Raw genomic sequence first — 12,986 nt, forward strand, 5'->3', positions numbered from 1 at the left:
ATAGTGATAATTATGAAATACAATAAAATCATTCCAATAGTGGCATTACTGGCTACTACTATGAGCTCATGTGATGAGGAAAAAATGAATTGGTATAAAGACCCCTCGCACGGAGAAGTGGCGTCTTCCGAATTACCATTGGAGTTGAGAGAAGCCATATCCCGTTATGAACCTTTAAAAACTTACGTGGCCGACGCTAATTTTAAGTTAGGTTGCGGGGTGGGGCTAACTCCTTATGTGGAAAATGAGCCATACAATCAGTTAGTGAACGAGAACTTTAATGAAATTACAATTGGATACCTGATGAAACATGGTCCGGTTGTAAAATCAGATGGTAGTCTTAATTTTACTGAGATTGATAAATTGTTTGCCAAAACAGATGAAGCCGGTATATCCGTTTTTGGACATACCTTGGTGTGGCATCAAAACCAGAATGCTAAGTATCTCAATTCATTGATTGCCGACAAAGTCATTGTAACGCCGGATGATTCAGAGAAAATTATTAATATACTTGATAATAGTGATTTTGAAAACGGAACCATCAGTCCATGGGGTGGTTGGGGTAACGACTCATCTCGAAAAGTGTCTGAAAAGGGACAGGGGTATAGTAGTGATTATGCCATGATTTTGGTTAATCCCAAAGATGCGGATTCCTATTCGGCGCAAGCTGCTTATTCACTACCTTCTGAACTTATTGTAGGTAAAACTTATTGTTATTCGGCCATGGTGAAGGCTGATGTGGTGAATGCCGATTTTACCTTTCAGGTTCAGAATCCTACCAGTTATGCAGGAGAAGGGTATGTAAGCGGCACAACAGCTGTAGGTCAGTGGGTGCTGATAGAGGGAGAATTTGAATGTACCAAAGAAGACCTTACAAGGCTATGCATTAACTTTGGCAAAGCAGCGGGTAATTATTACATTGATAATATTAAATTTGGTGAGAAGAATGAGAATGTAGATAAGATGTTGAATGTGATAGATAATACTACCTTCGAAACAGCAACCATCTCTCCATGGGGCGGTTGGGGCAACGACTCTTCTCATAAGATTTCTGATAAAGGTCAAGGTTACAACAGTGATTATGCCATGATTTTGGTTAACCCCACAGATGCAAGTTCTTATTCTGCGCAAGCAGCCTATTCTCTGCCTGCTGAATTAGAAGTAGGTAAAACCTATTGCTATTCGGCTATGGTGAAAGCTGATGTGGTGAATACCGATTTTACCTTTCAGGTTCAGAATCCTACCAGTTACGATGGAGAAGGGTATGTAAGCGGCACAACAGCGTCAGGACAATGGGTACCTATTGAAGGAGAATTTACATGTGCGAAAGCCGGAATGGAAAGACTGTGCATCAACTTTGGTAAGGTTGCCGGAACCTATTACGTTGATAATGTTAAGTTTGGTGAGAAAAAAGCAACTACCAAAGCGGCTACCCGCGGGGTACAGATTATTCCGCTATCCGATGAGGAAAAGACTCAACTAATAGGCGATGCTTTAGAAAGCTGGATTTCACAGATGGTATCACATTGTAAGTCACACATCAAAGCATGGGATGTCGTGAATGAGCCTATGCGTGAGGGTGGAACTTTGCGTGATGGAACAGAATCTTCTGGAGACGATGTTTTTTCATGGGTGAAATATTTGGGTAAGGACTATGCTGTTACGGCCTTTAAACTTGCCCGTCAGTATGGTAACGGTGATAGTGACAAACTGTTTATCAACGACTACAACCTGGAGGTCAGTGAGGCTAAGTTAGCCGGACTTATTGATTATGTTACTTACATTGAAAGTAAGGGGGCTAAGGTTGACGGCATTGGTACACAAATGCATTTAAGTTTGAGCGGTAAAGATGCGAATGGAATAGCGAACCTGAAGCAACAAATAGATAAGATGTTTCAAACACTTGCTGCCAGCGGTAAGCTGATTAAAGTTTCTGAACTTGATATAGCTTTGGGAACTGCATCTCCTACCGATACGCAATTTGCAGATCAAGCTGAAATGTACCGTTACGTAATTGAATCTTATAAAAAGTACATACCACAAGCACAGCAGTATGGTATTACAATTTGGGGCGTGTCAGATGATCCTGCAGAACATGAAAACTGGCTACCCGATGATGCTCCTAATTTATGGGATGCAAGCTATGGTCGTAAGCATGCTTACAAAGGTGTGGCTGACGGATTTGCCGGCAAAGATGTCAGTGAGGATTTTAGTGGTGATCTTCAGTTTTAAAACTGATTAGGTTAGACTTTTGTGTTGAGAACCCGTAGCGTTGAATAACAGTGCTACGGGTTTTCTTTTTATAAATAAAAGTGGTATTTTTTTTAGAATAAACAATCATATTATGCCATTTTAGATTTGTTCTATTATCTTTGTCGTCGAGAAACCTGTCTGTTATAAAATATGATGCTATGAAAGTAAAATTGAATTGTATTGTTTGGAGTTTGCTAGCCCTGCTGTGGCCGTCCTCTCTCGGAGCACAATTACCGCTTGTTTATGATAAAGAAAACATGGGTAACGCGTATACCTTTTCTGATTTTCCGCAAATAAATGAATTGCCGGAGATAACGACCTTGCCCGATCCGTTAGCCTGGGCGAATGGTAATGGGAGGTTAAGCCGTTTTAAAGATTGGGAACGCCGCCGTACAGAGATTATCCGGCAATTACAACATTATGAGTTAGGCTGTAAACCAACGGTTGCCAAAGATAGTATGGAAGCATCTATTACGAATGATACCTTACGCGTTGTGGTGCACAACAATGGCCAAACATTGGTTCTGACTGCATTAATTAAATATCCTGAGGGGGCCGGACCGTTTCCGGCTATAATAGGCATAGGAATGCCCAGTGGCTCTCTTCCGTCGGAATTGTTTACTAAGAGAGGCATAGCGCAGATTGCATTTAACTTTACACAAGTAATGTCTCACACACAAAAACGAGGTAATGAGCCCATAAACCGTTTGTATCCGGAGTTGATAGAGATGGGAGCGTATAGCGCTTGGCCTTGGGGGATAAGCCGTTTGATAGACGGGTTAGAGATTGTAGGTAAAAACTCACGTATTGACACCTCTCATCTGGCAGTGTCGGGCTGTTCGTTTGCCGGTAAAGTGGCTTTGTACGCAGGTGCTTTTGATGAACGTATTGCTTTGACCATTGCCCAAGAACCGGGAGGTGGAGGCGTAAACGCATGGCGTGTTTCCGAAACATTGGGTAACGTAGAAACATTGGGACGTACTAACCATGCCTGGTTTTTAGAAAGCATGTTTCAGTTTTCAGAAAAGAATGTAAATCGTTTGCCGGTTGACCATCATGAATTGGCAGCGTTAATAATGCCCCGTGCATTGCTTGTACTGGGTAATACGGATTACGAATGGCTGGCCGAAGAATCTAATTATGTATCTTGCCGTGCAGCGCGTAAAGTTTGGGAAGCGTTCGGGATTGAAGATAGAATGGGGTTTTCTATACAAGGCGGACATCCACACTGTCAGTTGCCGCTAAGTCAATATCCTGAAGTGGAGGCATTTATTGATAAGTTTTTATTAGGAAAAAAGGACGTAAATACGATTGTTACCAAAGCAGAAATGTTTAAAGACGTTGATTATAAAAAGTGGATGCCTTGGGCGAAATAGTACAGGCATAAAACCTCTTTTTTGCTGTTTTTTGCTGTTGTACCAATATTATTCGTCTTTTTTCTTCTCGTGTTGACTAAAAAGGTAACAGGAAACTCATTTCTTTTTTTGAATCTTTATAATCAGATAGTTAGCGCTTTTGTTAACCAATTAATTTAATTATAAAGATGGGAAAAAACTTTTATTTTAAACACGATGCTTCGGCTTTTAGTGATGCCAAACTGATGAGCTTGATCAAACAAGAAGGGATGACCGGTTATGGAATCTATTGGATTATTCTTGAATTTTTACGCATGCAGCGTGAATATGCAGCTTCGTATGTCATGCTTTCGCATCTGTCGAAAAGAGCGAATACATCATCCAAAAGATTGATGAGAATTATATCCGATTATGATTTATTTGTGCTAACCGATGACTGTTTTTATTCCCCTGGTCTGTCCGAAAGAATGGTAGCGCACGACCGAGTTGTGAGCTCATGTCGGGCTCATGGACGTCTCGGAGGACTAGCTAAAAGCCTGAAAATCAGCCAAAGTGACGAAGCGAACGCTTTAGCATTACAGAGAGAGAGTAATCATATAATTACTTCTTTGAAGAGTGAGAGCGAAGCGAACTCTTGCTCTTCACCGGAAGAACTGCTTCGTACGGTGGCAGAGATGAAGCACGAAACCATCTGGCAGGAGCAGATGGCCATGAAGAGTGGCATGGGGATGAAATTCGCCGCACATTTCGACGCTTTGCTGCTGGCCTTTTCCACGTACATCAGCCTCATTGGCGAGGAAAACTCCATTCCCACGGTGAACGATGCCAAACGGCGGTTTTTCTTCTGGATGCAATCGGCCGACTGCAAGCAACTCATGGCCCGTTTGCAAAAGCAAGAGGAAGCTGCACCCGATCCGTACCGCTTCGAAACGATAGTCGACGGCCGGCGAACCTACTGCGGCATGCCCATCGTTGAGGGAGCCCCACCACGCCCCGCCATCAATGCCGTGTGGGATGACGACGGTCATTGCTGGAGACATTAGCCCCTTTCCCCGGCTATATAGACCACGCCCCGTAAGCTATATAGCTCAACCTTGCCGGGGTATATAGCCCGTGAGCATAGGCTATATAGCTCACACCCCCTGAGGTATATAGCTCATTAGTGAATCAACACTATCTTCTTCAAAAAGCTTGTAGCAAGGCTTTTCATGAAGTCTTGTAACTGCCGGCAAAATATTTGTAACCAATGTGATGTTCATAGTAACGATTGAAAAAGTGTTTGAAACGGCTAATATGTACATTGCCATAAATGGTTGTATCTTTGTTTCTGTTATATCCAATATTCACTTAAAAATTAAAGCATTTGCCAAGCCTCTGTTATGGAATCAAAGAAAAAAATCATGAGTGAAAAACTTCCCATTACGGAAGTAAACCCCATTAATTCGCGTTACTATGATTATGCGCACTTCACTTATCCGTGGCATTTTCATAGCCAGTATGAGATTATCTGGGTGAAAGAGAGTACGGGTCTGTGTTTCGCGGGCGATTGTATCGAACGTTTTGGACCTGGTACCCTTATCTTGTTTGGTAGCAATTTGCCGCACTACATGCAGAGTGATGACGTTTATAAAACTGACAATTCCGAACTGCGTGTAAGAGGTACTATTATTCAGTTCGAAGCAGCTTTCATGCAACACTCTATTCAACATTATCCACAGTTCAGGCAGATAAAGACATTGCTTGAAGAGGCACGTCGCGGTATCTTTTTTAGCAGTCTTTCTGACCCAGACATTATGGGGATGTTGGACGAGTTCCCTCGTATCCTTGGGTTCGATCAGATTGCTGGGCTTCTGTTATTGCTCCAACGTCTGTCGGTATGTGCTGGGCGCGACGTGCTAGCTTCTCCTATGTATGAAGAGGTGTTCCCTACGTTGGGAAACACTCGTATTGAAAAAATCATTTCCTACATCAACGGCAACTACACGCGCGACATGGGCTTGGCTGAGATTGCTTCAATGGCGGCAATGAATCCTGCTGCTTTTTGCCGCTATTTCAAGGAAAATACGGGTAAAACCTATGTACAGTACGTTACTGATATGCGTATCGGTTATGCTTGCAAACTGCTGGCTCTGAACAGTCTGAATATTTCGAGAATAAGCTCTGAGTGTGGTTTCGACTCGTTGAGTCATTTTAATCGCCTCTTTAAACAGGTCACAAATTACACCCCTTCACAGTACCAGCGGTACATTCTAAAGTAAAGCGGACGTAAAGTATCGTATATTTGCAAATATTACATTATTATACGCAAAAATACATTCATTTATATATCCGTTTTAGTTATATATTTGCATTGAATACATAATGTATGCAAAATTGTTTAATCCTTAACTTATATCGAGCCTATGCAGAACAAAACCAAAGTTAACTTTACTTTAGACTTTTCTAGAGAGAAGATATCCCCATGTATCAATTTAATTTTTTAATATTATGAATCATATCAAATTTAAGTTTATTGTTTTGTTATGCCTAATATCCGTATGCGCATCTGCACAGAATATAGCGGTAAAGGGCGTTGTGAAAGACACAAGTGGCGAGCCGATTATTGGTGCCAGCGTGCTTGAAAAAGGTACCACTAATGGTATCATTACCGATTTGGACGGAAATTTCTCACTGCAAGCTAAGAAAGGATCTGTACTTGTTGTTTCCTTTATCGGATACAAAACACAGGAAGTCACAGTAAACAGTGTACAGTCTTTAAAAATCACTCTTCTGGAGGATTCCAAAACATTGGATGAAGTTGTTGTTATTGGTTACGGCACACAGCGAAAAGAAGCAGTGACAGGTTCGGTGGCCTCCATGCGTGGCGATGACTTGCGTCAGATACCAACAGGTAATGTCACAGCTGCTCTTCAAAATCGTGTGGCAGGTGTTGAGATGACACAAACTTCATCAAAACCCGGTGCAGGTATGCAGATACGTATTCGTGGTGTGCGCTCGCTTAGTGCTAGTAACGATCCGTTGATTGTACTTGACGGTATTCCGTTTGCAGGTTCTATTAATGATATTGATCCTAATAGCATCAAGAGTCTTGATATTTTAAAAGATGCCTCTGCTACCGCAATTTACGGTTCTCGTGGTGCTAATGGCGTTATTCTTATTACTTCAATTCGTGGTAATGCCGGACAGAAACCCCAAGTTACTTATAATGGTTACTACGGTATAAAGAATGCTATTGAGTTTCCTATGATGAATGGCCCCGAGTTTGCCGAATTGCGTCGCCAAGCTGCACGTACTATTAAGGATTTGGGATTAAGTGCTTCTCCTGTGACGAATTCAGAAGATGAGAGCGATGAGACCAATACTAACTATCAGGATCTGATGTATCGTACGGGTGTTATTACCAATCATGATATCAACGTAAGTAAAGGAACAGATGATGGTAACTATGCTTTTGGAGCGAGCTATTACCTAGATCAGGCGCCCATACCGACTCAGCAATATAGTCGCCTTGCACTTCGTGCATCTGTAGATCAAAAATTAGGTAAATACATGAAGGTAGGGTTGTCCTCTAACAGTAGTTACAGTCTATCGCAAGGTAGTCAGATTAACACAGGTGATGCCTTGGCAAGTTCACCATTGTCAAATCCGTATAATGAGGATGGTACTATAAAGAGAGCGGTAAAAAGTGGTCCTACAGATGTATATAAGGTGTGGACAAAAGATTTGCTTCAAAAAGCAGATGATAAATGGATGAGTGATACTAAATCATTTGCTTCATACAATAGCCTTTACGGTGAAGTTAGTACTCCGTGGATAGAGGGTTTGAAATACCGTATTAATATTGGTTTAAATGTGCGTACTACTAAAGGCGGTGGATTTACTGGTATTGGTGTAACAAGTACTACAGATCCTAACGCACCGTCGTCAGCCTCAGCCGATAATACGCTGACAACCAACTGGGCTGTGGAAAACATGTTGACTTATGATCGTACATTTAATAAACACAATATAAACGTGGTAGCCCTTTATAGTGCAGAACAAACACACTATGATCGTACAAACATAGCGGTAAGAGACTTACCTGCTGATCATTTCCAGTACTATGATTTATCGAAAGCTGAAGGTGAAGTGACTATTACTCCAAATAATCAGGGATATTATGAAAGTGGACTAATGTCGTATATGGGCCGTGCAATGTATAGCTATGATGATCGTTATATGGCTAGTGTGACATTCCGTGCTGATGCTTCCAGTCGTTTAGCGAAAGGGCACCAGTGGCATAGTTATCCTGCCGTCTCTCTTGGTTGGAACCTTCATAAGGAGAGCTTTATGCAAGACTTTGGATGGCTTGACCAGTTGAAGTTACGTGTGGGCTATGGTGAAACATCCAATCAGTCAGTTAATCCTTATCAAACTTTGGGATTGCTGGGCACTAATAAATATAACTTTGGTACGACTTATCTTACAGGATACGAATTGTCACAGTTACCTAATCCAAAACTTGGTTGGGAATATACTACTACATGGAACTATGGCTTGAACTTCTCACTTTTTGGAAATCGTTTAAGCGGTACTATTGAATATTACTCTCAACACACAAAAGATATTCTGTTGAGTGTGAATTTGCCTTCAACTTCCGGAGTGGGCTCTTATATGGCTAATATCGGTGAAACGCAGAATCGGGGTTTTGAAATTTCTCTTAACGGCGTGATATTGGAAAACGTAAACGGTTGGACTTGGGAGGCAGGTGTGAATTTTTCTCACAACCAGAATGAATTGCTTAGCCTCGCTTCCGGACAAGATAATGATGAAGGCAACTGGTGGTTTAAAGGACATCCCATAAATGTAATCTATGATTATCAGAAGATAGGTATCTGGCAGGAAAACGACCCTTATCGTAATATCTTGGAACCAGGTGGGAATGCAGGTATGATTAAAGTGAAATATACAGGTGAATATGCCGAAGACGGTACTCCTGTTAGGCAAATTAATACAGATGATCGCCAAATTATAGAAGTGGATCCCAACTTTCAAGGAGGTTTCAATACTCGCGTGGCATATAAAAATTGGGACCTAAGCATCGTGGGTGGATTCCAAAACGGTGGTACACTTATCTCAACTCTTTATGGTGGAACAAGTTACCTCAATATGTTAAACGGACGTCACGGTAACGTAAAAGTGGATTACTGGACACCAGAAAATACAGGAGCCAAGTATCCCCGCCCTGGAGGTATTACTTCTGCCGACAATATGAAATACGCTAATTCTATGGCTATGTTCTCCGGTTCATATATGAAAGTACGTACCATTACGGTAGGTTATAACGTGCCGAAATCGTTTCTTGAACATTTGGGTGTGAATGATTTGCGTCTTTATGCTACTGTACAAAACCCATTTGTATTTTTCTCACCATATAATAACGAAACAGGTATGGATCCCGAACCGAATTCATTGGCTAATGAAAACCAAGCTGTCACCACGCAGTATCCTAACAAAGGATTGGTTGTAGTAGGATACAATACACCGGCTACACGCAACTTCCTGTTCGGATTGAAACTTACGTTCTAAACCTTTAAAAGATAAAGATATGAATAAAATATATACAAAATTTATGCTGGGAGTGGGTCTTATACTCTCTTTTGCTTCTTGTTCCGACATATTGGATGAAGAACCCCGTAATATTTTTGAACCCGGTTTCTTCGAGACTGAACAAGGAGTGGTAGGTGGATTGACCGGACTATACGAAAGTCTGCGTCATGTTTATGGACAACCTTACTATTACGGAGCTCTTGAGGCGGGTACCGACGAATATACTTATGGATCGCAAGCAGACGGAAACTTCAAAAATGCTGATCTAAGTATACAAGGTAGTATTCCTGATGCCGCCAACTCTCGATTTGATGTTTTATGGAATACAGCTTACGGTGCGATCAATAATGCTTCGGCTATTATTGACAATGGAGCGGCTGCTGGAGTTGCAGATGCTCTGACGGCTGAAGCACGTTTTTTTCGTGCATTCTATTACTTCCAGCTTGTGCAGAGTTTTGGCGGTGTGCCTCTCGACTTAGGATCAGGTGAATTGAAAGCTAATACTACGCCTTCACGTGTTTCTACTCGTAACACTGTGCCTGAAGTCTACTCTCGTTGTATCTTTCCAGACTTGTTGAAAGCAATTAATGATTTGCCCGAACAATCTCGACTTACTGGTACTGTGACGAAAAATGTTGCACGACTTATTTTAGCCAAGGCTTATCTAACTTACGGTTGGTGGTTAGAGAATCCCAATAATATTCCTACCTATCCGGAATGTCCTCGTACTGATCCGGATGGAAAAGACAAGACTTGGTATTTCCAACAAGCATACGATATTTCACTCTATGCTATAGCAAATCCAGGTCCTTACGCTCTTCAACCCACGTTTTACGACGTACATTTGTGGACTAATGACCGCAATAAGGAAATTATGCTGTATGCCGACCATAATGAAGATAACGCAGTCTATAATGAAGGAAATGTAACCGGTTGGGATGGATCGCCAGATGGAGATAATAGTGCACAAAACCAGGCAGTGTGGATGGTGACTTGGTACTTTCAAAATGTACAGAGCAGTACAGTTACTGGTTCGTGGTCTGGAAAAAGTCCTTTCCAACGTACAGTCAAGGCTGGGCAGAAATTTAGCCGAATGTGGAGCCGTATGGCACCTATAGCCGACGTTTTCGAGAAAGCTTTCGCAGAGAAGACTCTTGATTCGCGCTTTGACGCTACTTTTGTCACTACCTATCCTGCTACGTATCAGTATGGAACAAATCCCCCTTCTGTTCTTTATAACGCTAACTACATGCCAATAAAACCTGGTGATTTTGCGGTTTCTTTCTTACCAAAAGATCCTGGAGGTATTGATTATAGTAACAGTGTTTACAAAAGTAATAGCGGCCTTGGTGTATTGCCTGGTCGTGCTGATTACGTAGTAGCGCTCGACAAGATTTCTCGTACTGTTTTTCCTGGGCTCTGGAAACTAGGCATCGCTCGTAAGGGAACTGATTATAATGACGATAAAGTATCTAGCACTCGTCCATTTAATATATTAAAATTCTCTGAATTTTATTTTATTGCTGCTGAGGCAGCTGTAAAGGGAGCCACTGGTAGTCAGTCTGCTCGTGACTTGATTAATGTCATTCGTGCTCGTGCAGGTAAGTGGACATATAGTGTGGCAGAAGAAGCTCCGAAAAATGTAGATAATAGTACTGCTGTGATAGCTGCTACCCCAGCTACTATCACTATTGATTACATTCTTGATGAACGTAGTAGGGAATACTTCGGTGATGGTTTACGTTGGTATGAACTGGCTCGTACACAAACATGGAAAGAACGTTGCGGTACGTATAAAATCAGTGCTACTGTAGGTCAGACACCTACTGTTGTACCTCGTTATATTGAAACGTACATGTATCTTCGTCCTGTTCCCACTAGTCAACTAGATAGACTGGAAGGTGATGAGGCTTATAAAGCTGCATTCCAAAATCCAGGATATGAATAATTGGTAGGTTAGGTTAATTAAATGAGTATTTGTAAACCGTAAGTGAGGCAGCGATGCGGAACTTACGGTTTACATTTCAATTATAAATTAGAAAATGAGAAAACTTGCTTTTATATTTTTATTTCTGGTTGCCTCATGGGCTTTTTTATCTGCTCAAAGTGCCCTTGCTTACCTGAATAAACAAGGTACGGCGACACAACTTATCGTACAAGGTAAGCCTTTTCTTATTGTGGGAGGTGAATTGGGTAACTCATCTGCCTCTTCGTCTGAAGATGTTGAACGTATTTTCCCCAAATTGCAACGTATGGGACTAAATACAGTATTGGTTCCTGCTTATTGGGATTTGATTGAACCCACTGAAGGAACGTATAACTTCTCTCAAATAGATAAAGCAATAAATCAGGCTACGAAAAATAACCTAAAAGTAGTATTCTTGTGGTTTGGTGCATGGAAGAACTCAATGAGTTGCTATGCTCCGTTATGGTTTAAAAGAGATTATAAGAAATACCCGCGCGCTTATACTAAAGCAGGAAAACCGTTGGAGATTGCAAGTGTTTTCTCCGAAAACGTGTATCAGGCTGATAATCGCGCATTTAAGAAATTGATGCAACACATTGCCGAGGTCGATAGCGATGGACAAACGGTCATTATGATGCAAATAGAAAATGAAATTGGCATGCTGGAAGATGCACGCGATTATTCGAAGGAAGCAACTAAACTATTTCAATCACAGGTACCGCAGCAATTGTTGAACTACCTTCTGAAAAACAAAAAAGAACTTCATCCTCAGATGCTTCGTAAGTGGGCACAAAATGGGTATAAAACCCAAGGAACCTGGCAGGATGTTTTTGGGGCAGACGTTTATACGGATGAAATATTTATGGCTTTTCATTATGCGCAATATGTAGATAAACTAGCACAAACAGCACGTTCCATTCATTCTATTCCCTTATATGTTAATGCGGCAATGAATAGCAGAGGACGCAAACCTGGTGAATATCCTTCGGCCGGTCCGTTGGCACACCTCATTGATGTATGGCATTGTGGGGCACCGCACATTGATTTGCTGGCCCCCGATTTATATGACAAAGGCTTTGTTGATTGGGTAGCACAATATAAGCTGCCTAACAATCCGTTGTTTATACCCGAAATTAAAAGATCAATGAACAATTCGGTGCAGGCACTATATGTCTTTGCAGAGCACGATGCAATAGGTTTTAGTCCGTTTTCCATTGAAGATGGATCGGATTCCCCACAAGATCCGCTTGTGCAGGGCTACGGACTAATGAAAGAACTGATGCCTGTGATAACTTCCAATCAAGGGAAAGGAGTTATGAACGGTTTGTTTTTTGATGCTCAGAACAAAGAACGTGTGCTGCAATATGATGGTGTTAAGCTCACTTGTCGGCACTACTTCACATTGCCTTGGGATCCGCGCGCTACCGATGGAAGTATATGGCCGGAGGGTGGGGGTGTTGTTTTACGCCTTTCGAAAGATGAATTCCTCATTGCCGGAAATGGTATAGTGGTGGAGTTTGAAAAAGCAGATGTACACAGCCAAACGATAAACACGAAACTCGGAGAAGACGGGTTTGCTTATCAGGGAGGAGATCATGCGCAACAAGAAACTTCTTGGAAAGGAGAAAGCCGTGTTGGCATAGGAACGGTTGACGAGGTCAGTATTCAGGCTGATGGCTCGTTTCAATATGTACGTCGGCTAAATGGTGATCAGACTCATCAAGGACGTCACGTTCGTATTTCCGTTGGTGAATTTAAAATATTATATGTAAAGCTGTATGAATATAAGTGATAATGAAGTATGTAACGTACTCAAAAGCATT

General features: G+C 41.6%; 7 protein-coding genes. All 7 read left to right on the forward strand.

The features are described 5' to 3' along the window. Positions 1–12 precede the first annotated feature (12 nt). The 7 genes from ACKPCE_RS08150 to ACKPCE_RS08180 all read left to right on the forward strand — a co-directional run bounded on the left by ACKPCE_RS08150 (position 13) and on the right by ACKPCE_RS08180 (position 12,955). Entirely contained in the window at positions 13–2,232 is a 2,220-nt protein-coding gene (locus tag ACKPCE_RS08150) for an endo-1,4-beta-xylanase (protein ID WP_319504801.1), read from the forward strand. 179 nt (positions 2,233–2,411) lie between these two features. Further along, on the forward strand, positions 2,412–3,629 hold the full coding sequence (locus ACKPCE_RS08155) for an alpha/beta hydrolase family protein (protein WP_319504802.1): 1,218 nt from the start codon (positions 2,412–2,414) through the stop codon (positions 3,627–3,629). A gap of 167 nt (positions 3,630–3,796) precedes the next feature. Beyond that, the gene (locus ACKPCE_RS08160) at positions 3,797–4,651 is read left to right on the forward strand and encodes a DUF7833 domain-containing protein (RefSeq protein ID WP_319504803.1); all 855 of its coding nucleotides are present in this window, start codon (positions 3,797–3,799) and stop codon (positions 4,649–4,651) included. Positions 4,652–5,008: 357 nt separating this feature from the next. Then, a complete protein-coding gene (locus ACKPCE_RS08165) occupies positions 5,009–5,866 on the forward strand; it encodes an AraC family transcriptional regulator (protein ID WP_319504804.1) in 858 nt (285 codons plus the stop codon). A 229-nt stretch (positions 5,867–6,095) separates the two neighbouring features. Then, positions 6,096–9,176, forward strand: coding sequence for a SusC/RagA family TonB-linked outer membrane protein (locus tag ACKPCE_RS08170; RefSeq protein ID WP_319504805.1), 3,081 nt, complete (start codon positions 6,096–6,098; stop codon positions 9,174–9,176). A 19-nt stretch (positions 9,177–9,195) separates the two neighbouring features. After that, positions 9,196–11,145 (forward strand): RagB/SusD family nutrient uptake outer membrane protein, encoded by a 1,950-nt coding sequence (locus ACKPCE_RS08175; protein ID WP_319504806.1) that lies wholly within the window; start codon positions 9,196–9,198, stop codon positions 11,143–11,145. A gap of 94 nt (positions 11,146–11,239) precedes the next feature. Further along, a complete protein-coding gene (locus tag ACKPCE_RS08180; protein WP_319504807.1) occupies positions 11,240–12,955 on the forward strand; it encodes a GH35 family beta-galactosidase in 1,716 nt (571 codons plus the stop codon). Positions 12,956–12,986 lie beyond the last annotated feature (31 nt).

This window comes from Bacteroides graminisolvens, assembly GCF_963666085.1.
In the GTDB taxonomy this organism is placed as follows: Bacteria; Bacteroidota; Bacteroidia; order Bacteroidales; family Bacteroidaceae; genus Bacteroides; species Bacteroides graminisolvens.

Bases quoted from the DNA above. Each gene is read 5' to 3' on its own strand.
- ACKPCE_RS08150 (WP_319504801.1), top strand. From the start codon at position 13: ATGAAATACAATAAAATCATTCCAATAGTGGCATTACTGGCTACTACT.
- ACKPCE_RS08155 (WP_319504802.1), top strand. From the start codon at position 2,412: ATGAAAGTAAAATTGAATTGTATTGTTTGGAGTTTGCTAGCCCTGCTG.
- ACKPCE_RS08160 (WP_319504803.1), top strand. From the start codon at position 3,797: ATGGGAAAAAACTTTTATTTTAAACACGATGCTTCGGCTTTTAGTGAT.
- ACKPCE_RS08165 (WP_319504804.1), top strand. From the start codon at position 5,009: ATGAGTGAAAAACTTCCCATTACGGAAGTAAACCCCATTAATTCGCGT.
- ACKPCE_RS08170 (WP_319504805.1), top strand. From the start codon at position 6,096: ATGAATCATATCAAATTTAAGTTTATTGTTTTGTTATGCCTAATATCC.
- ACKPCE_RS08175 (WP_319504806.1), top strand. From the start codon at position 9,196: ATGAATAAAATATATACAAAATTTATGCTGGGAGTGGGTCTTATACTC.
- ACKPCE_RS08180 (WP_319504807.1), top strand. From the start codon at position 11,240: ATGAGAAAACTTGCTTTTATATTTTTATTTCTGGTTGCCTCATGGGCT.